The organism is Cryobacterium sp. TmT2-59 (assembly GCF_004403545.1).
GTDB classification, from domain to species: Bacteria; Actinomycetota; Actinomycetes; order Actinomycetales; family Microbacteriaceae; genus Cryobacterium; species Cryobacterium shii.
The window spans coordinates 1-20,850 of the sequence record NZ_SOGM01000099.1 but is presented as its reverse complement, the minus strand read 5'-3'; the positions used below and the strand labels follow the sequence as shown (position 1 = coordinate 20,850).

The 20,850-nt window shown below is 70.2% G+C and carries 13 protein-coding genes; 5 read left to right on the top strand and 8 right to left on the bottom strand.

All coding sequences use genetic code 11. From position 1 onward, the window contains the following. Positions 1–126 precede the first annotated feature (126 nt). The 3 genes from E3T24_RS15325 to E3T24_RS15315 form a co-directional block, all read right to left on the bottom strand. Positions 127–3,000: a cation-translocating P-type ATPase gene (locus E3T24_RS15325; protein ID WP_134434836.1), complete on the bottom strand. Its 2,874-nt coding sequence runs from the start codon at positions 2,998–3,000 to the stop codon at positions 127–129. A 689-nt stretch (positions 3,001–3,689) separates the two neighbouring features. Continuing rightward, positions 3,690–6,047: an EAL domain-containing protein gene (locus E3T24_RS15320; protein WP_134434835.1), complete on the bottom strand. Its 2,358-nt coding sequence runs from the start codon at positions 6,045–6,047 to the stop codon at positions 3,690–3,692. Continuing rightward, positions 6,005–8,191: an EAL domain-containing protein gene (locus E3T24_RS15315; RefSeq protein WP_134365898.1), complete on the bottom strand. Its 2,187-nt coding sequence runs from the start codon at positions 8,189–8,191 to the stop codon at positions 6,005–6,007. The genes E3T24_RS15320 and E3T24_RS15315 overlap by 43 nt, the downstream gene beginning before the upstream one ends. Positions 8,192–8,483: 292 nt before the next feature. On the opposite strand from E3T24_RS15315, the gene E3T24_RS15310 reads away from it, so the two are divergent. Beyond that, positions 8,484–9,011: a flavodoxin domain-containing protein gene (locus tag E3T24_RS15310; RefSeq protein WP_134365897.1), complete on the top strand. Its 528-nt coding sequence runs from the start codon at positions 8,484–8,486 to the stop codon at positions 9,009–9,011. 26 nt (positions 9,012–9,037) lie between these two features. Here E3T24_RS15310 and E3T24_RS17600 read toward each other — a convergent pair whose 3' ends face one another. Further along, positions 9,038–12,502, bottom strand: coding sequence for a DEAD/DEAH box helicase (locus E3T24_RS17600; protein WP_194087742.1), 3,465 nt, complete (start codon positions 12,500–12,502; stop codon positions 9,038–9,040). Between the two features lie 181 nt (positions 12,503–12,683). After that, entirely contained in the window at positions 12,684–14,834 is a 2,151-nt protein-coding gene (locus E3T24_RS15300; protein WP_134402453.1) for a S9 family peptidase, read from the bottom strand. A gap of 116 nt (positions 14,835–14,950) precedes the next feature. On the opposite strand from E3T24_RS15300, the gene E3T24_RS15295 reads away from it, so the two are divergent. After that, complete coding sequence (locus E3T24_RS15295; protein WP_134404443.1) at positions 14,951–15,658, top strand: HAD-IA family hydrolase; 708 nt, start codon at positions 14,951–14,953, stop codon at positions 15,656–15,658. Between the two features lie 19 nt (positions 15,659–15,677). Here E3T24_RS15295 and E3T24_RS18100 read toward each other — a convergent pair whose 3' ends face one another. Continuing rightward, positions 15,678–15,839, bottom strand: a complete 162-nt coding sequence (locus tag E3T24_RS18100; RefSeq protein WP_241975805.1) for a dienelactone hydrolase family protein — start codon at positions 15,837–15,839, stop codon at positions 15,678–15,680. Positions 15,840–15,864: 25 nt separating this feature from the next. Further along, complete coding sequence (locus tag E3T24_RS15285; protein WP_134365758.1) at positions 15,865–16,251, bottom strand: VOC family protein; 387 nt, start codon at positions 16,249–16,251, stop codon at positions 15,865–15,867. A gap of 38 nt (positions 16,252–16,289) precedes the next feature. Between E3T24_RS15285 and E3T24_RS15280 the strand changes: the two genes are divergently transcribed. Beyond that, positions 16,290–17,648, top strand: a complete 1,359-nt coding sequence (locus E3T24_RS15280) for an LCP family protein (RefSeq protein ID WP_134434834.1) — start codon at positions 16,290–16,292, stop codon at positions 17,646–17,648. Positions 17,649–17,655: 7 nt separating this feature from the next. On the opposite strand, the gene E3T24_RS15275 is transcribed toward E3T24_RS15280, so the two are convergent. Continuing rightward, entirely contained in the window at positions 17,656–18,117 is a 462-nt protein-coding gene (locus E3T24_RS15275; protein WP_198415973.1) for a MarR family transcriptional regulator, read from the bottom strand. A gap of 57 nt (positions 18,118–18,174) precedes the next feature. On the opposite strand from E3T24_RS15275, the gene E3T24_RS15270 reads away from it, so the two are divergent. After that, positions 18,175–18,984: a TspO/MBR family protein gene (locus tag E3T24_RS15270; RefSeq protein ID WP_134402454.1), complete on the top strand. Its 810-nt coding sequence runs from the start codon at positions 18,175–18,177 to the stop codon at positions 18,982–18,984. Then, a complete protein-coding gene (locus tag E3T24_RS15265; RefSeq protein ID WP_134402455.1) occupies positions 18,981–20,663 on the top strand; it encodes a DHA2 family efflux MFS transporter permease subunit in 1,683 nt (560 codons plus the stop codon). Before E3T24_RS15270 ends, E3T24_RS15265 begins: the two co-directional genes overlap by 4 nt. The last annotated feature ends 187 nt before the right edge of the window (positions 20,664–20,850 follow it).

Here is a 20,850-nt window from a genome sequence, read left to right as displayed (position 1 = left end):
CTGGGTGAGCGGGGGGAGCTGGGTGAGCGGGGTGAGCTGGGTGAGCGGGGGGAGCTGGGTGAGCTGGGTGGATGTCGCAGGCGGGGCGAGCGGCGAGCGCACACACGAGCGCATCACACGGACCGGTCAGGCGCGGCCGAGCGAGCGCAGCATCCGTTTGCGCAGTTCCTCGACCCACAGCACGAGCGAAGCCATGCCCACACAGACCAGCCAGTGCAGCGGGTCCATCGAGGCGGTGCCGAACGCGGCCTGCAGCACCGGGAGTTGCACCACGGCGACCTGAAGCAGCACGGCCAGCAGGATCGCACCCCACAGCCACCGGTTCACGAACAGGCGGTGGAAGGCGCTGGTCGACTCCGAGCGGGCGTTCAGGGTGTTGAACAGCTGGGCGAAGACGAGGGTGGTGAAGCCGGCGGTGCGCGCCACGGTCAGGCCGTCGCTGCCGGGGTCCAGCGCAGGCAGGAGACCACCGGGCAGGAACAGATCGATGGTGGCGAGGGTGACCATGGCCATGACCAGGCCGGTGGACATGATGCCCACCCACATCCGCCGGTCGATCGCCCGGTCGGTGATGCGCCGCGGCGGGCGCGCCATCACGTCGTCGATCTCGGGGTCGACGCCCATCGCCAGGGCCGGCCCGGAATCGGTGACGAGGTTGATCCAGAGGATCTGGGTGACCAGAAGCGGCAGCACCACGGTCTCGGTGCTCGCGCCGGTGAGCCCCAGTACTCCGGCCAGGAGCACGCCGAGGAACACCGTGAGCACCTCGCCCATGTTCGAGGAAAGCAGGTAGCGCAGGAACTTCTTGATGTTGTCCAGGATCACCCGCCCGGCCCGCACGGCGGCCACGATGGTGGCGAAGTTGTCGTCGACCAGGATCATCTTCGCGGCCTCCTTCGTCACCTCCGTGCCGGTGATTCCCATGGCCACGCCGATGTCCGCGGATTTCAGGGCCGGCGCGTCGTTGACGCCGTCGCCGGTCATCGCCACGATGTCGCCGTTCGCCTGGAGGGCGTCGACGATGCGCAGCTTGTGGCGGGGGGAGACGCGGGCGAAAACGGATGTCCCGCGCACCGCCTCCCGCAGCCCCGCCTCGTCGAGGCGGTCGAGGTCCGCTCCCGACAGCGCGGTCGCCCCGGGCCGGTCGATGCCCAGGTCGCTCGCGATCCGGGCCGCCGTGCCCGGGTGGTCCCCGGTGATCATCACCACCCGCACGTCGGCGCGGTGGGCCTCCGCGATCGCCGCCGTGACCTCGTCGCGCGGCGGATCGATGATGCCGACGACCCCGGCGTAGATCAGGTCGCGTTCGTCGGCCTCATCCAGCGGGGCGGTGTTCTCGTCGGCGCTGCTGTAGGCGACGCCCAGGGTGCGGAACGCCTGCGCGGAAAGCTCCTGAATGTCGGCCAGCAGCCGCCGCCGCGACTCGTCGTCCAGGGGCACGATGGTCTCGCCGACCTGCAGGCGCGTGCACCGGTGCAGCAGAACGTCGGGCGCGCCCTTGCTGAAGATGCGCAGGCTGCCGTCGCTTCGCTCCTGGTGCAGGGTAGACATCATCTTGCGCTCCGAGGTGAACGGCATCTCCCCGAGCCGGTCGAACCGGGCCATGTGCACGGTCGTGCCCTCGAGTTTGGCCGCGGCCACCAGGAACGCGGCCTCGGTCGGGTCGCCCTGGATCTCCCACTCACCGTCCCGCTCCGCCAGCTGCGCGTTGCCGGCGAGAGAGCCGGCGCCCAGCACGAGCTGCGTCTCGTAGCGCAGGGCCGGGTCGGTGAGCGGCGCCCCGCCGTGGCGCACCTCGCCCTCGGGGCGGTAGCCGACCCCGGTCACCTCGACCCGCCCCGACGCGGTCAGCACCCGCTGGATCGTCATCTCGTTGCGGGTCAGCGTGCCGGTTTTGTCGCAGCAGATCACGGATGCGGAACCGAGCGTCTCCACGGATTTCAGGCTCTTGACCACGGCGTTCTGCCGCGCCATCCGTTGCACCCCGATGGAGAGGATCACCGACAGGATCGCCGGCAGCCCCTCGGGGACGGCGGCCACGGCGAGGGAGACCCCCAGCAGGAACACCGTGACGAAGTCGGCGGGGGTGGACACGCCCTGCGCGAGCACGATCGTGAGCATCACGACGAGGGCGATCGCGATGACCACCATGCTGAGCAGTTTGCCGATGTGGCTGATCTCGTCCTGCAGCGGGGTGGGGTGCGCCTGCGTGCTGTCGAGCATGGTCGCGATGACGCCCACCTCGGTGTCCATGCCGGTACCCGTGACGACGGCCCGACCGACGCCCTCGCTGACCGCGGTCGCCTTGAAGACCATGTTCAGGCGGTCGCCGAGCCCGACGGCCGCGGGGAGGGTGCGCGGGTCTTTGGTCACGGACTGGCTCTCGCCGGTCAGGGAGGCCTCCGCGATGCGGAGCGCGGTCGCCTCGGTGAGCCGGGCATCCGCCCCCACGCTGTCGCCCTCGCCGAGCACGAGCAGATCCCCGCGCACCAGCTCGGTGCTGGGCACGGTCGTGAGCAGGCCGCCGCGCAGCACGGTCGAGGATGCCGCGGTCATGGTGGCCAGGGCGGCGACCGCGTTGTCGGCCCGCGCCTCCTGCACGAAGCCGAGCACGGCGTTGAGAATGACGATCGCGGCGATCACGATGGCGTCGACGGGCAGCCCGGCGGCGCCCTCGATCAGCCAGGCCCCGATCGACACCGCGGTGGCGACCAGCAGCAGGTAGATCAGGGGGTCCTGAAACTGGGCGAGGATCTTGCGCCAGCCGGGCACGGGCCGCACCGTGCGCAACGCGTTCGGTCCGTCGGCCGCCAAGCGCCGGGCAGCCTCGTCGGTGGACAGCCCGGTCGTGACATCGACCTCGAGGCGGCGGGCGATCTCGCCGGCATCAACCAGGGACGCGTCGACGCGTGACGCGTCGACGCGTGACGGGTCGACCGCTGACGGCTCGAGGCCCGGCTCACCCTGCCCGGGTTGCTCCGCTGGAACCGACGCGTCCATCTGCAGAGGTCCTCGTCTCCGGTGTCTTCGGTGTCCGGTGTCTCCGGAGTGTCCGGTGCCGCTCCCGGTCCACCGGGTGCCGCCCCGGGAGCCCGGGTCCAGCCCAGTCTAGATCCGGCCACTGTTCCCGTTCCGGTCGAGAGTGGCCGCTGTGCCGGTCACTCTCGACCGGAACGGGAACAGTCGCCCCTCACGGCTGTGCCCCACGGCGCGCGCTCAGCGCCACTGGCTGGAGTCGATCTGGATCGCCACGACGTAGAGGTGCCGGCCCTGCTCGATCTTCTCCACTTCGTACACCCGCACCGGCGTCTGCGGCACGGAGTCGAGCGTCGTCTCCGCTCCCCCGGCCGTGATCGGTTACGACGCCATCACCCGGTATGCCCCGGCCGGTGATTTCGAGGGCTACGTCACCTACGGGATCGGCGTCGGACGCCCGATGGACGAAGACCGGTCCACCCGTTTTCTACTCCGCCGCGCGCCGCTCGACAAGGGCACCGTGACTGTTCCCGTTCCGGTCGAGCGCGGCCGGTATGCCGGTCACTCTCGACCGGAACGGGAACTCTCGGGGCTACGGGAACTCTCGGGGCTACGGGAACTCTCGGGGCTACGGGAACTCTCGGGGCTACGGGAACTCTCGGGGTTACGGAACTCTCGGGGCTACGGGGCTACGGGGCGGCGTGGCTACAGGGCTACAGGGCGGCGGGAGCGACGGGAGCGGCGGGCACGAGTTCGGGCGGCGCGCCCCGCGCGGCGAGCCAGTCGTCGAGAACGGCGGCGGAGACCGGGCGCGAGAGGTGATACCCCTGCGCGAAGTCGCAGCCGTAACCGATCAACTTGTCGTAGGCCGCCATATTGTCCACGCCCTCGGCCACCATGCGCAGGCCGAGGCTGTGGGCGAGCGCAATGGCCGAAGAGACCAGGGTCGCGGCCCGGGCATCGTCCACCATCGGGAAGACGAAGGACTGGTCGAGTTTGAGCTCCTCGATCGGCAGGTCGCGGAGATAGGCCAGCGAGCTGTAGCCGGTGCCGAAGTCGTCCACCGAGATGCGAATGCCCTGACCGCGCAGCCGGGTCAGGATGGCGCGGGCCCGATCCCGGTCGTTCAGGAGGAACTCCTCGGTGATTTCCAGGGTCAGTGCCGCCGCGGTCAGCCCGCGGGCGGAGATCATGGCTCCGATCCGCTCCGGCAGCTCCATGTCCACGCGGGAACTGGCCGACAAGTTGACGGCGATCCGCAACGGATGCCCCTGGGCCTGCCAGACGGCCGCCTGGTCCAGGGCTTTCCGCAGCACCTCCTGCGTCAGCGCGTGCATCAGCCCGGCCTCTTCGACCAGTTCGATGAACTGGTCCGGCATGAGCATGCCCCGGGTGGGGTGGTTCCAGCGCACGAGGGCCTCGACGTCCTGCACGTCCCCGGTGACAAGGTCGACCTTGGGCTGGTAGTGCAGCACCAGCTGGTCGTCGGTGAGGGCGAACCGCAGGTCCTGCAGGGTGCGCAGACGGATGTCGCCGTGGCTGTCGTCCTCGCTGTCATAGACTTTGTGCCCGGTGTGCGTGGTTTTGGCCTTGTACATCGCCATGTCCGCCTTGCGGAGCAGGGCGATCACGTCCTGTCCCTGCTCGGGGTAGAGGGAGATGCCGATGCTGACGCTGGTCTGCAGCGCGATCCCGTGGAGCGTGAACGGCACGGCCAGTGCGGAGCGCAGCTTTTCGGCCCTGGTCGCCGCGTCCTCCCTGGTCGAGTCGCCGAGCAGGATCGCGAACTCGTCGCCGCCCAGCCGGGCCAGAAGGTCCCCGGAACGCAGCTGCTGCGACAGACGGATGCCGACCTGGATCAGCAGCCGGTCGCCGACGTCATGGCCGAGGCTGTCGTTGACCTCCTTGAACCGGTCGAGATCCAGCAGGAGCAGGGCGCTGTGGCGGTGCTCGGATGCGGCCAGGCGGAGCGGGACATCCGTGTTGAACGCCCGGCGGTTGCGGAGACCCGTGAGGTCGTCGGTTCGGGCGAGGAGGCGCAGCACGCGTTGCCTCGCGACGAGGGGGATCGCGGCCAGGGCCATGGTCGCGCCGGCCAGACCGACGGCCGGGCCGGACACGGGAACCTGGCTGGCCAGGAGCAGCACACCCAGTCCGGCCAGGGTCGACACCGCCGGAACGGCGAGGGCAGACACGTTCGTGACCGGGCGGCTCGGCAAGGGCAGCGGGGTGGTGGAGCGATCAACCCAGAGGGCGATCAGCAGCGTGCCGATGTTCCAGCTCGCGTTCAGCGGGGTGCCGACGAGGTAGCCGCCGCCCAACAGGGCGAAGGCCGTGTCGGCGGCGGCGAAGACGAGCAGTCCCGCGACGAGCAGGAGCCAGCGGCGGCCGGACGTCGGACCGTGGGTGGCGACGATCACGGCGACGGCCGCGACCAGCAGAAGGTCCAGGACCGGGTAGGCGGTAGCGACCGCCATGGTGAGGGAGACCGGACCCGACGTCGCGGAGTCCAGCACGGGGCTGAGCAGCACTGCCAGCACGGCGGCGGCGCCCAGGGAGCCGACGGCGCTGTCGAGGAGCACCGACCACGCCGATCCGCGGAGCCGGCGGTTGACGAGCACGGCCAGCGCGCCCAGCATCAGGGCGTAGAACAGGAGGTAACCCGCGTCTGCCGGCGAGGGGAACGGCGCCGCACCGCCGGAATCCGTCGACGCCAGGTAGTACGTGTCCGCCAGCGCGTTCGCGGTGAGAGCGGCGGCCGCCAGGGCCACCTCGATGCGGCCCCCGCCGACCCGGCGCAAGGCGAGCCAGGCGATGAGCACGGGGACCCACTCGGAGACCATGGCCAGCCAGCCGTCGACCAGCGGGCTGAACCCCGAGCCCTTCACCACCAGGCCCACGGCGTAGGCAACGACGAGGAGGCCGGCGAGCAGGAGCAGCAGGGTCCTCGCCAGCCCGCGGATCGAGGTGTCCCCGGCCGACATCCCGGTCGAGGTACCGGTCGAGGTCCCGGTCGATGTCACCCCGATCAGAGCGACCTGGCCGGGTCGCCCGTGCGGGCGGCGATCCACAGGTCCAGCTGTGCGGCCGGAACGGGCCGGCACATGAAATAGCCCTGCGCGTAGTCGCAGCCGTAGCGCACCAGTTCGTCGTAGGTGGTGGCGTTCTCCACACCCTCGGCCACCATCCGCAGGCCCAGGCCGTGCGCGAGGTCGATCGTCGAGGCCACCAGGGCTGCGGCCCGGGGGTCCTCGGCCATCGGGAAAACGAAGGACTGATCGAGCTTGAGTTCGTCGATGGGTAGATCGCGCAGGTAGGCCAGCGAGCTGTAACCGGTGCCGAAGTCGTCGACGGAGATACGGATGCCGCTGCCGCGGAGCCGCACCAGGATGTCCCGGGCCCGGTCGCGGTCGGCCATCAGGAAGTCCTCGGTGATTTCCAGGATCAGGGCGCTCGCGGTCAGGTCGCGGGCCTTCAGCATGGCGCCGACCCGCTCGGGGAGGTCGGCATCGACCAGGGAGCTGGCCGACAGATTCACCGCGACGGTCAGGGGTCGTCCCTGGCTCGCCCAGTCCTGGGCCTGGTCGAGGGCCTTGCGCAGGACCTCCTGGGTGAGGCCGTGCATGAGGTTGGCCTCTTCGACCAGGGCGAGGAACTGATCGGGGAAGAGCAGGCCACGCGTGGGGTGGTTCCAGCGCACGAGGGCCTCGACGCTGTGGACGATGCCCGCCGACAGGTCGATCTTCGGCTGGAAGTGCAGCACCAGCTGGTCGTTCTCCAGGGCGACGCGCAGCTCCTGCAGGGTGCGGAGCCTGGTCTCGCCGTGGCTGTTGTCCACGCTGCGATAGACGTGGTGACCGCTGTTGTTCGACTTGGCCTTGTACATCGCCATGTCGGCCTTGCGCAGCAGGGCGGTCAGGTCGTCGCCCTGCTCGGGATACAGCGCGATCCCGATACTGACGCTGATCTGCAGGGCGATTCCCTCCAACGTGAATGGCGCCGCCAGCACGTTTCGCAGCTTGGCGGCCACGGACTCAGCCTCGACCTGGCCGGAATGGTCGAGCAGGATCGCGAATTCGTCGCCGCCCACCCGGGCGAGGAGGTCCCCGGTGCGGAGCACGCTCAGCAGGCGGTCACCGACCTGCACCAGGAGACGGTCGCCTGCGTCATGTCCCAGGCTGTCGTTGACCTCCTTGAAGCGGTCCAGGTCCAGGAGCAACAACGCGCGACGCTGGCTGCGGTCGGTGCTGAGGCGCAGGGAGACGCCGGCATACAGGGCGCGGCGATTGGGCAGCCCGGTCAAGTCGTCCGTCCTCGCCTGGCGCCGCAGGGCCACCTGCCGGGAGACCAGCGGGATGGCGGCCAGGGCCATGGTCGTGGCCGCGAGCCCGACCGCGAACGCAGGAATCGGGACCTGGCTGGCCAGGATGAGAACACCGAGGCCGGCCGCAGTGGAGATGGCGGGCAGCGCGAGAGCGGCCGTACCGTTCACATAATGGGGCGACGCCGTCTCGGGGTTGGCGGCGGCATCCGTCCAGGTGGCGATCAGGGCCAGGCCGACGGCCCAGCCGGCGTCCAGCGGGGTGCCCACCACGTAGCCGGTGCCGATCAGGGCGTAGACGATGTTGGTGGAGGCGAAGATCACCAGGCCGAGCACGAACAGGATCCACCGTCGCTTGTCTACCGGGCCCTGCGAGATCGCGATGCCGGCGATGCCGGCCACCAGCAGCAGCGTGAACAGGGGGTTGCCCATGCCCGGTGCCAGGGAGAGGCCCGTCCCGTTCTCATCGATCGATAACAGCACGGGAGTGAGCAGAACGACCAGCGCCGAGGACGCGCCGAGGACACCGATGGTGCTGTCCAGCACCACCGACCAGGTTGTGGTGCGGATCTGGCGGCGCAGCAGGATCACGAGCACGGACAGCATCAGAACGTAGAACCCGAGGTAGCCGACGTTGTTCGGCGCCGGGAAGGCGACCGGTCGGACATCCGCCGGAACCAGGAGGAGGTAGGTGTCGGAAATGCCGACCAGGGTGACACCCGCGGCGGTCAGCAGGAGTTCAGGACGACGGAAGCTCGTTCTGGCCGCGGATGCCCAGCAGACACCGACGAGAGCCAGTTTGATCAGGCCCGCGAGCCAACCGTCGAGCAGGGGGCGGGGAGCGTCGCCGGGCAACAGCAGTCCGGCCACATAGGCGGAGACCAGTAATGCCATGACCCACATGAGCTTCGTGCCCGGACTGGCGATGTACACGCCGAGTCGGCGACGGTAATCAGCACCTGACTTCGACTGCAATGGACCCCCACATATTTCATGATCAGAGTAGCAGCGGGGACGGGCTGTCAGTGGCCGATGACAGCAGGAAAACCGTCGCCCGGTGAACGTTGGGGGCAGGGTGGGATAATCGGTGCGCGGAACGCCCGGGATCAGGCTCGCCACGAATACGATTGAACCGTAGGACTGACGACCCCGTAGGGCCGGCGTGCACGACGAGCGGGAGGCAATCATGACGATACTGGTGGGTTATTCGAGCAAGTACGGCGCCACCGAGGGGATCGCGGAGCGCATCGCACGGAAGCTCCGCGAAGCGGGTCGCGAGGCCGAGGCCCGACCCGTCGCATCCGTTGACAACCCCGGCGACTACGCCGGGTTCGTGATCGGCAGTTCCGCCTACATGGGCTCCTGGCGCAAGGAGGCGACCGAGTTCGTCAAGCGCAATCGGGAGCTGCTCGCGACCCAGCCGGTCTGGCTGTTCAGCAGCGGGCCGCTCGGCGCGGCGGGCAAGGACGCCCAGGGCCGAGACCTGCTCAAGGAGTCCGAGCCGAAGCAATTCGAGGAGTTCAGCCAGGCGCTCCAGCCGCGCGGGATGCAGGTGTTCTTCGGTGCACTCGACCCGGCCGTGCTCGGCCGCCGCGACCGGTTGGTCCGGCGTATCCCGTCGGGCCGCGACCTGCTGCCCGAGGGAGACTTTCGCAACTGGGCCGCGATCGACGAGTGGGCGGCGGCCATCGCCAAGGAGCTGCCGGCCGGCTGACGCCCGCTGACCGCTCTCAGGGCCTGTCAGCGCTCGAGCAGGCCGCGGATATCGTCGGCGGTGAGGGCGTCGCTGAAACCGGTGCCTTCGCCCCCCAGCACGGAATCGAACAGGGCGGCCTTGCGCTGCTGCAGGGCCATCACCTTCTCCTCGATCGTGCCGGTCGCGACCATGCGGTAGACCATCACGTTGCGGGTCTGACCGATCCGGTGGGTGCGGTCGACGGCCTGCGTCTCGGTGGCCGGGTTCCACCACGGGTCGAGCAGGAACACGTAGTCCGCCTCGGTCAGGTTGAGACCGAACCCGCCTGCTTTGAGGCTGATCAGGAACACCGGCTCGGCGCCCGTCTTGAACCGGTCGATCACCTCCGACCGGCGCAGGGTGGAGCCGTCGAGGTAGCAGTACGAGGTGCCTCGGGCGTCGAGCCGGGCCGCGGCCTTTTGCAGGAACGAGGTGAACTGGCTGAAGACAAGCGCCCGGTGGCCCTCGGCGACGACGTCCTCGAGCTGCTCGAACAGGGCGTCGAGTTTGCTCGACGGCACGCCGGCGTATTTCTCGTCCACCAGGGACGGGTCCAGGCTGAGCAGGCGCAGCAGGGTCAGGGAGCGGAAGACGATGAACCGGTTCTGGTCGAGGTCGTCGATCAGGCCGAAGAGTTTCTGCCGTTCGCGCTGCAGGAAGGTGTCGTAGAGGGTGCGGTGCCGGGCGTTCAGCGGGATCTGCAGCACCTGCTCCTGCTTGGGCGGCAGCTCGGGGGCGACGAGTTCCTTGGTGCGCCGCAGCAGCAGGGGGCGGATGCGTCGGCGCAGCCTGGCCAGCCGCTCCGGGTTGTCCCCGCGTTCCACCGGGCGCACATATTCCTCGGTGAACCGGCGGAGGGAGGGGAACAGTCCGGGGGCCACGATCGCGAACAGCGCGTGTAACTCCAACAGGTTGTTCTCCAGCGGGGTGCCCGTGATGGCGAGCTTGAACGGGGTGTTCAGTTCGCGTGCGCACTGGTGCAGCCGGGAGGTGCGGTTCTTCACGAACTGCGCCTCGTCGAGGATCAGTCCGGCCCAGCCGTGGGCCTGGTAGGCCTCGAAGTCGAGACGGAACAGCGTGTAGGAGGTGACCAGCACGTCGGCGCCGGCCGCGGCATCCGTCAGGGTCACGCCGGACGCCGCCTCGGTGGCCGTGATCACCCGCACCGTCAGGCCCGGGGTGAAGCGGGCGGCCTCGGAGGCCCAATTGGCGACGACGGATGTCGGGGCCACCACCAGGAACGGCCGCCGGTCGGTGCCGGGCTCGACCGGGCCCGGCTCGCCGGTGGCGTGCACGATCAGCGCCAGGGTCTGCAGCGTCTTGCCGAGGCCCATGTCGTCGGCGAGGATGCCGCCCAGCCGGTGCCGCCAGAGGAACGCCAGCCAGGTGAAGCCCTGCATTTGGTAGGGGCGCAGGGTCGCCCGCACGCCGGCCGGGAGGGCGGTCGGTGCGAGGACGGGGGCGGGGCTCGTGTCGGTGCTCGCGGCCGCGCCGGTGCCGGTGTCGCCGTTCTCTCCGTTCGGGCCGTTCAGGGCGAGCAGCCCGGACACGGCCGCGCGCCACGCCACGGCCTGCTCGGTGTGCTCGGCGAGGTCCTCGAACTCGGCCCAGAGCCCGGCCTGGTAGCGGCTGATCCGCAGCCCGGTGTCCCATTCCTGCAGGGCGCGGGCCTCGTCGATCAGTTCGTGCAGCCGCTCGAACGCCGGCTGCCGCAGCGAGAGATAGCTGTTGTCGACGAGCAGGAGCTTGTTCCGCCCCTTGGCCAGCGCCTTGAACAATGGGCCGAACGGCACGCTGCGGCCGTCGATGGTCACGATCACGCCGAGGTCGAACCAGTCGCGCTGGTCGGTCTCGATCGTGGTGATGGTCAGCTCCGGCGTCTCGGTCAGCTCGCGGTAGTCCGGCTGCACGCCGACGGCATCGACCCGCACGCCCGGCAGCGCCAACCGCCCCAGCGTCTTCTCGGTGAACTCGGCCGCGTCCACGCCCTGCAGGGTGACGGATGCCGCGGCCGGGCCCAGCCGCCCCTGCCCGGCCTGCTCGAGCTCTGCGTTGACCCGGCCCAGGATGTCGCGCTCGGCGGCCGTGTCCCTGCTGCCGTCGTCGCCCGTGCCGTTGTGGTCCGTGCCGCCGTCCGTGCCGTCGCCGTCCGTCCCGTCGCCGTCCGTCCCGTCGTCCGTCCCGTCGTTCGTCCCGTCGGCGGTGCCATCGTCGCCCGGAGCGTTCGTCGTGGCGGTGGTTACGGCCCGGGGCGCATGCTCGAGCCTGCGCCCCGGGCCAGAACCTGCGCCACGAGAGTCGGCCGGGCTGTCGGCCGGCCTCCCGGCCGGGCTCCCGGCCTCGGCCCGGACGGCCCGGACGGGCAGCAGGGGCAGCGAAGGCAGCACGGGCAGCGCGGTCACGGCGGAACCCTCGTGGTACTCCCAGTGCCACCCCAGGTCGAGGGTCTGCCGGGGCCGGAAGCGTGCGGTGAGCACGAGCACGGGCGGGTCGGACTCGGGGAAGTGCACCGTGGCATCCGTGCTGGTCACCGGGAGGGCGTGGCGCAGCGCCGGGTAGAACTCGGTCAGGAACTCGGTCACGTCGGATTCGGGCACGATCACGGAATCGGGCCGGCCGAGCAGCCGGGCCTGTTCGGGGCTAAGCGGGCCGGCGGTGGGGGCCAGGGTGAACGCCGGCTGCGGACCCAGGGCGAAGCCGTACACCCCGTGGGTGCCGATGGCGCCCGCCCGTGCGGGGTCGTGCGGGGCGCCGTCGAACAGGAGCCGGGTGGTCAGGCGCAGGCCGGCGGGCGCGGGCACGGTGGCGGGGGTGGTCGCGGGGGCGACGTCGATGGTGTCAGGCACGGCGGGGTGCGCGGTGGTCTCGAGCGCGATCGCGTCGAGGAGCTCGTAGTCGATGTGCGCGGTGGCGTCGAGGCTGACGCGGGCCTCGCGGTGCACCGTGACCGTGGCATCCTTCTTGCTGCCGACCAGCCGCAGGCCGAGCACGTCGGCTTCGTCGAACAGAGTCCAGAGCAGCGGGCTCGCGAAGTCGTCCAGGTAGAGCCAGTCGGCTTCCTGGCTGGTGTAGACGCCGCGCACGGCCCGGTGCAGGGCGAGGAGCTGGCTGAGCCAGCGGTGGTGGGCCAGGTTCAGGTTCAACCGGTTCAGGTGGAAGCCGAGCTGGTTCCAGGACACGTTGGTGCGCACCCAATTGCCTCGGGCATTCAGGATGACCGGCCGCACCCCCAGCCGCAGGACGCCGTGGCCGGCGCCGAGGGACGTGACCGTCCGGGCCGTGGCGCCGCGCCAGCGGTCGTTCGTGCGGGGTGTCTGCTCGCGCAGCTCGAATTGGAGGCCCATGGCCACGGGCGGGGCCGGGGCGGCGCGCCGCGCGCCCGGTGACACGGCTGCGCCGGCCGGCTCAGCGGCGCGCCCCGCAATCCGCTTCCAGTCCGCCCGCGCCGGGGGAGACCCGGCCTCAGACATGGCTCCATGCTCTCACGCGGGCCGCACAGGCGGAGCGCCGCCGTGTCCGGTGTTCACCCAATTCGACGGAGATTTTGCCGCAAAACTGCTTGTGCGGGCTGTTTGGGGGCGATTCGGGCAGAATCTCCGTCGAATTGGTTCGGGGCCGCTCACCCGGGCCGCGGGCGCGGTCCCCGCCGACTCAGGCCGTGAGCGCCCCTTCACCCGACGGATGCGCCCGCGCGGCATCGATGATCCAGGCGAAGTCGAACGCGGTCTCACGCCAGCGGCTGTAGCGGCCGGACACCCCGCCGTGTCCGGCCGACATCTCGGTCTTCAGCAGCGCGTCCGCCCCCACGTCGCGCAGCCGGGCCACCCATTTCGCCGGTTCGACGTAGAGCACCCGGGTGTCGTTGAGGCTGGTCACGGCGAGCACGCGCGGGTAGTGCGTGTCGTGCACGTTCTCAACGGGGGAGTAGCCGCGCATGTACGCGTACACCTCCGGGTCGTGCAGCGGGTCGCCCCACTCGTCCCACTCGATCACGGTCAACGGCAACGACGGGTCCAGGATCGACGTCAGAGCGTCGACGAACGGGACCCCCGCGAGGATGCCGGAGAACAGCTCGGGGGCCAGGTTGGCGACGGCGCCCATCAGCAGGCCGCCGGCGCTGCGGCCCTCGGCGACGAGCCGGTCGGGAGCGGTGTAACCCGCGTCGATCAGGTGCTGGGCGCAGTCGATGAAGTCCGTGAAGCTGTTGCGCTTGTGCAGCTTCTTGCCGTTCTCGTACCAGAGCCGGCCGAGTTCGCCGCCGCCGCGCACGTGCGCGATCGCGAAGATCATGCCGCGGTCGAGCAGGCTGAGCCGGGCGATGCTGAACGACGGGTCGATGCTGATCTCGTACGACCCGTAGCCGTAGAGCAGGGTCGGCGCGGGCTTGCCTGCCGCGACCAGGTCCCGCCGGTAGACGAGGGAGATCGGCACCCGCGTGCCGTCGGCCGCGGTGGCCCACTCGCGGCGCTGCTCGAACAGGCTCGGGTCGTAGCGGCCCAGCACAGGCTGCTGCTTGAGCAGGTGGCGCTCGCCGGTGGCGACGACGTGGTCGTAGACGGTCGACGCGGTGACGAAGCTGGTATAGCCGAGACGGATGGTCGGCTGCTCCCACTCGGGATTGGCCGAGGTGCCGACCGAGTACAGCGGTTCTTCAAAGGCGAGCTCGGTGAAATCGAGACCGCCCCCGGCCCCGCCCCCGGCCATGGACGGGGCGACGGCCACGCGGGTGAGCCCGTCCCGGCGGTATTCGGCCACCACGAAATCGCGGAAGGCGTCAATGCTTTCCAGGCGCACGGCGGCGTCGTGGGGCAGCAGCATCCGTTTCCCGCCCTGCGGGTCGGTGACGGAGACGCTGACCAGTTCGAAATTGACCGCGTTGTCGTTGTGCACGATCAACAGGACGTCCTCGCCGCCCAGCACGGCGTGCTCCACGTCGTATTCGACGCCGTCGCGGCGCGGCCAGACCAGCGCGAAGTCCCCGGTGGGGTCGGCGGCGTCGAGCAGGCGGGTTTCGGTGGTGACGCTCGAGCCGGCCTCGATCAGCAGGAACCGGCGGCTGCGGGTGAGGCCGATGCCCACCCAGAACCGTTCGTCGGGTTCGTGGAAGACGGACACGTCGGCGGATGCCGCGGTGCCCACCTCGTGCCGCCAGACGGTGTCGGGCCGCCAGGCGTCGTCGACCGTGGTGTAGAAGATGTAGCGGCCGCTGGGGTCGAACAGGGCGCCCTCGCCGGTGTTCGGGATCTCGTCGGCGAGGTTCTCGCCGGTCGCGATGGTGCGCACCCGGATCGTGTACCGCTCGTCGCCCTCGGCGTCGACGGCGTACAGCAGCCGGCTCGAGTCACCGCTGACGTCGGTGCTGCCGAGCGAGTAGAACTCATGGCCCGCCGCCTCGGCGTTGTCGTCGAGCACGATCTGCTCGCCCGGAAGGCCCGGCGTCACTCCGGGAACCTGCTCGGGCAGAACCGGCGGCGTCCAGTCGCCCTGCCCCGCGATGGGCGCCCGGCAGTGGATGCCGTACGACTGCCCCTCCACCGTGCGGGTGTAGTACCACCACTTTCCCTGCCGAACGGGAACGCTGAGGTCGGTCTCCTGGGTGCGACCCTTGATTTCCTCGAAGACCTGCTCCTGCAACAGGGACAGGTGCGCGGTGCGGGCATCCGTGAACGCGTTCTCGGCCTCGAGATGGGCGATCACATCGGGGCTGTCCTTGTCGCGCAGCCAGTCGTAGTCGTCGGTGAACACATCGTTGTGGAAGCTGCGCTGCTGGGGCTTCCTGGCGGCGCGGGGAGGAGTGGTCATGAGTTCCAGCGTAGTTGCGGTGGATGCGCTCCGGCCGGGACGCCGCCCCGGATAGGTCCGGGCGCGGCGGGGGCGCAGACTTGAGGGGTACCGACCCAGAGACGAATGGAACCAGAATGACGCAGCCAGGAACCGCCCCGCTCGACACGTCCGTGCCCCACGTGACGGAAGCCCTGGAGGGACGGGTCTTCCAGGCGGTGCTCTTCGACATGGACGGCACCCTGGTCGACTCCACCCGGGCCGTCACCCGGTCCTGGCTGCGCTGGGCCGCCGAGGTCGGGCTCGGGCCGTCGTTCACCGGGCCCGAGCACGGCGTACCGGCACGTCAGATGATCGCGACCCTGGTGGCGGAGGAGCTGGTCGAGACATCCGTCGTGCGGCTGACCGAGCTCGAACTGGCCGACACGGATGGCGTCACGATCCTGGCCGGCGCGGCGGAACTCATGCAGAGCATCCCCGAGGGCCGCCGGGCGATCGTCACGTCCTGCGGCCGGGAACTCTGCCTGCTGCGCCTGGACGCCGCGGGCTTTTCCGCACCGGTCACGGTCGTGACCATCGACGACACCAGCCGCGGCAAGCCGTTCCCCGAGCCGTTCCTGCTGGCGGCCGAACGTCTCGGCGTCGACCCGGCCCGCTGCGTCGTCGTCGAGGACGCCCCCGCCGGACTCGCTGCGGCCCGCGCCGCCGGCTGCGCCACGATCGGCGTCGTCGGCACCCACCTCGCCGCCGAACTGGAGGCCGACCTGGTCGTGCCCGGTCTCGACCGCCTGCGCGTGTCGGTACAGGACGATGGAGTGGTCTTCCACCTGGTCGAGCCGCGCTAGCGGCCCCGGGCCCGGCTGCTCACCCGGGGATCTTGCCCAGGAAACCGATCACCCGCTCCAGAAGGAGCTCGGCGGCGCCGGCATCGTAGGAGGGCAACGAACTGTCGGCGAAGTAATGCTGATCACCGGGATACAGGAACAACTCCGCCTGCGGGGCGGAGGCGACGATGGCGCGGGCCACTCTACCGATCGCCCCCGAAACCGGGTCAGCGTTCGTAGACCTCCAGCGGCAGGCCGTCGGGGTCCCGGAAGAAGAACATTGCCTTCCCGTTGTTGGGATCCACCCGGAGCTCCTCGCAGTCGACATCCTTGCCCAGCAGTTCGGCGTGCGCCGCCGCCACGTCGTCGACCTCGAACGCGAGGTGGCGCAGCCCGAGCGCCTCGGGTCCGCTGCGGCGGGGCGGGGTGTCCGGAAACGAGAACAACTCGATCAGGTAATGGCCGTTCAGGGCGAGTTTGCCCATCCAGGACTCCCGTTCGGCGCGGTAGTACTCCGCTTCGAGGGTGCACCCCAGAATCTCGAGATAGAAGGCCTTGGACACTTCGTAGTCGCTGGCAATAATGGCGATGTGGTGCACTCCGTTGATGAGCATCTCCGCAGTTTCGCATACTCGAGTGGCGGGAGGGACCGGTGGCTCCGGATGGGCAACCCGACGAACTGGCCGAGCCGGGGCGCCGCCACGGCACCGTTCCGGTGCGGCACCGGCGCCGCTCCCGTTGGCACAGCACGGGGCTGCCGTTGCTCGAGTTCACCGCGAGCACCCTCGCGGTCGTGTTGGTCAGCGGCACGGTCCTGGCGGGGTTGTGGGTGACCCGATTCGCCAACGATGTCACGGCGAACGCGGTCGACATCTCCAACGGCCGCACGGATGGCCGCGGGGCCGCCGCCCCGCAGCTCGGCTCGTTCGACGGCGGCTTCAACGTGCTGATGGTGGGGGTCGACAACACGGCCGACCAGAGCGCGGCCTTCGGCGATCGTGGCGGCACGCTCAATGACGTGAACATCCTGCTGCACGTGGCGGCGGACCACCGGAGCGCCGTCGTCGTCAGCATTCCCCGGGACCTCGTCATCCCGCAACCGGACTGCACCGACCCGGTCACCGGCGACGTCGCGGGCGCGGTCTCGGCCCAGCCGATCAACGAGGCGTTCGGCCGGGGCGGTCTGGGATGCGTGGTCGCGACGGTCGGCCTCCTGACCGGACTGTCGATCCCCTACGCGGGGCTGATCTCGTTCGAGGGCACCGTCGCCATGGCCGATGCGGTGGGAGGCGTGCCGATCTGCCTGACCGACCCCATCAACGACCCGTACACCGGGCTGAACCTCCCGGCCGGACCGAGCGTCGTGTCGGGCCAGACCGCACTGTCCTACCTCCGCAGCCGGCACGGGGTGGGAGACGGCAGCGACCTGTCCCGGATCTCCTCGCAGCAGGCCTACATGTCCTCGCTCGTGCGGGTGCTGAAGAGCAACTCCACTCTGACCGACCTGCCCAAGCTGTCTCGGCTGTCCGCCGCCGCCGGCCAGAACCTCAAGCTTTCCACTTCGCTCGCGAACATGTCCACCATGGTGAGCATGGCGCTGGCGCTGCGGGACATCAGCCTCGACCGGATCGTGTTCGTGCAGTACCCCTCGGAGCCCAACCCGGACAACAGCGCCAAGCTCGTGCCGTCCCCGGACCTCGCCACTGAGCTATTCCGCAAGGTCGCCGCCGACGAATCCTTCGCACTCGCGCCGGATGCGCTCGGTCCCAGTGCCACGCTCGACCAGGCGTCCCCGGGGCCGACCGCCCCCGCAACGTCGGTCCCTGCGTCGGCTGCCCCGTCGGCGCCACCGTCGATCCTGCCCGGCACCAACCCGTCGGCTGGCCCCGTCTCGGGCCCGGCCCCGGCGCCGACCCCCACGCCGACCCCGACCCCGACCAGCCCGGCGGTGCTCGAGGGGCTCCGGGGCCAGACCGCCGCGCAGCAAACCTGTTCGGAGGCGTCCTACTAGGTGAGTGCTACCAGCGGTGGGCGGAGGAAGCGGAGATGATCTGGAGCAGCGTGTCGCGCATCGCGTCGGCGTTCTCGAGCGCGGGAAACAGGTCCGCCTCCAGCGTGCGCGACTTCTCCCAGGCGGCGGTGCCGGCATCCGTTCGGGCCACGGAGTGTCGCCGGGCGTCGTGTTCGTCCCGGGTGCGCACCACGTAGCCCTCCCGTTCGAGCCGTTCGAGGGTGCGGGACATGGTCTGGGTCTGCACCCGGGCGGCGTGCGCGAGTTCGGTCTGGCTGAGCGGTCCCGAGCCGAGCAGGTGCAGCGCGATCATGCCGGCGTGGGTGAGTCCAAGCCGGTCCAGGGCCTCCACCCAGGCGTGTTCGACCAGCCGTGCGGCGGTCGAGAGCAGGCGTCCGGTCGGCCAGCAGGCCATCGACTCGGTCAGCGGCTCCTTCTCCGCGGGAGGTCCCGGATCAGGTGTGGTCATGCCCCTAATCTAGTGCTAGCGTCAAGTCATCAGCTAGCTGATTACTAGGAGACTGAAATGAAACAGAGCAGCGATCGCCTGCGGCAGACGGTGGTGCTGGTCAGCGCCGTCCTGGCCATCGTGGGGTCGTTCATCGGCTCGGGCGCCGCCGGCGGAACCCCGATCCAGAACGCGTCGGGCGGTGCCCTCGCCGCGGACGCGACTCCGATCGCGCCCGGCGGCCCGGCATTCGGCATCTGGACGCCGATCTACCTCGGCCTCATCGCCTACGCCATCTGGCAGTTCCTGCCGGCGCAGAAGACGGATGCCCGGCAGCGCGCCCTCGGTTACCCGATCGCGGCCTCGCTGGTGCTGAACGCCGCCTGGATCCTCAGCATCCAGTTCGATCTTCTGGTGCTCAGCGTCCCCGTGATCGTGCTGTTGCTGATCGTGCTGACCCGGGCCTTCCGGCTCACCCTCGCGTCGCGGCCGAAGAACCTGATCGAGACGATCGTCGCCGACGGCACGGTCGGCCTGTACCTCGGCTGGGTCAGCGTCGCGACCGCCGCGAACGTGACGGCCGTGCTGGTCGCCTCCGGCTTCTTCGGCTTCGGCCTCGGCTCCGACGTCTGGGGGGTCGGGGTGATCGCGGTGGCCGGCCTGGTCGGCGTGCTGATCGCCCTCTACGGCCGTGGCCGGCTCGCCCCCGCCGCCTCGCTCTGCTGGGGCCTCGGCTGGGTGGCCGTCGCCCGGCTGACCGGCTACCTCCTCTCCACCCCGACCGCGATCGCGGCCATCGCCGCGGTGGCCGTGATCGTGATCGTCACGGCCTTCGCCCGCATCCGCAGCTCCTCGTTCGCCTCAACAGAAGGATTGGTATCCGCATGACCGGCCCCGCCCCCGCCCCCGCCGTCACCTCGCCCGCCGCAGCGGCCCGCCGCCGCTGGTTCGGCCTCGTCTTCATCAGCGTCGCGGTGGCCCTGATCATCGTCGACTCCACGATCATCAACGTCGCCATCCCCTCGATCGTGGACGACCTGGCCATCACCTCGACCCAGGTGCAGTGGGTGCAGGAGAGCTACACCCTCGTCTTCGCAGCGCTCCTGCTCGTGTTCGGCACCCTCGCGGACCGCTTCGGGCGCCGCAGCATCCTGATCCTCGGCGTGGTCGTCTTCGCCACGGCATCCGTCTTCGCCGCGTTCTCGCAGTCGGGTGACCTGCTCATCCTGGCCCGGCTGGTGCAGGGCGTCGGCGGCGCGATGGTGCTGCCCACGTCGCTGTCGATCATCAACGCGACCTTCCGCGGCCGGGACCGCGGCATCGCGTTCGCGATCTGGGGCTCGACCATCGGCGGCATGGTGGCCGTCGGCCCGCTGCTCGGCGGCTGGCTGACCACGTATTACTCGTGGCGGTGGGCGTTCGGCATCAACGTGCCGCTCGGGATCGTCATCATCGTCGGCGTGCTGGTTTTCGTGGCCGAATCCAAGGACGCGGGGGAGCCCCGCCGCGTCGACGTGGTCGGCGCCATCCTCTCGGTCATCGCCAGCGCCTCGCTCGTCTTCGGGCTGATCGAGGGCCGCAGCTACGGCTGGTGGCTCACCAACAATGCCCCGACGGTCGGCGACTGGACCTGGCCGTACGAGGTGTCCATCATCCCGTTCGTGTTCCTGCTCACGATTCTCTCCGGGGTCGCGTACGTCTACTGGGGGCTCTACCGCCAGCGGGTCGGCAAGACCACCCTGCTCGCCTTCTCCCTGTTCGCGATCCCGTCGTTCCGCAACGGCAACATCGCCGCCATGATCGTGTCGCTCGGCGAATTCGGCATTATCCTCTCGCTGCCGCTCTGGCTGCAGAACGTGCTCGGCTACGACGCCCTGCAGACCGGGTTCGTGCTGCTCGCGCTCGCGATGGGCTCCTTCGTGGCCAGCGGGCTGTCGGGCGCGTTCGGCAACAAGACTTCACCGGAGACGATCGTGCGCATGGGCATCGTTGCGGAGATCATCGGTGTCACCGGGCTCGGCCTCGTCATCACGGCGGATGCCACCTGGCTGGTGGTCGTGCCGTTCCTGTTCGTCTACGGAATGGGCGTCGGCCTGGCCACCGCCCAGCTGACCGGCGTGGTGCTCAAGGATGTGCCGGTGTCCCAGAGCGGCCAGGGCTCCGGCACCTCCAGCACCGCCCGGCAGATCGGGTCTGCGCTGGGCATCGCGGTGCTCGGCACCGTGCTGTTCACCGCGGTCGGGGCCTCGCTCGACGAGAAGCTGTCCTCTGTGCCGGGTCTGCCGGCCCAGACGCAGACCCAGATCGTGGACGCGGTCGTGGACAGCGCCGGCTCCGCGATCCCGGCCCTGGAGGCGCAGAGCCCGGCCGTGGCGGATGCCGCGCGGGAGGCCTTCAGCGACGGCACCCGTTACTCGGCCTTCGCCGCGGCGGGGTTCCTCGTGCTCGGCTTCCTGGCCACCCTGCGCCTGTCCGGAACGGCGCCGCACCACGAGCCCCGCGAGCAGCCGGAGCCGGCGCCCGGCGCATCCGTCCCGGCGGCCCGAACCTCGGGCGAGCCCCTCTAGGCCTGCCTCGGCTGGCCTCGCGAGCCAGCCCCGCGCGTCTCCCGCACATCCCCCGCACGCGTGGGAGCCCCACGCCCTAACGAATTCGACGGAGATTTTGGCTCTCCTGTCGTAACCGTGGGTTAAACCCGGCCGGGGAGCACTGGTTTGTGGCCGCCGAGGCTGAGCATGGCGAGGGCGATGAGGG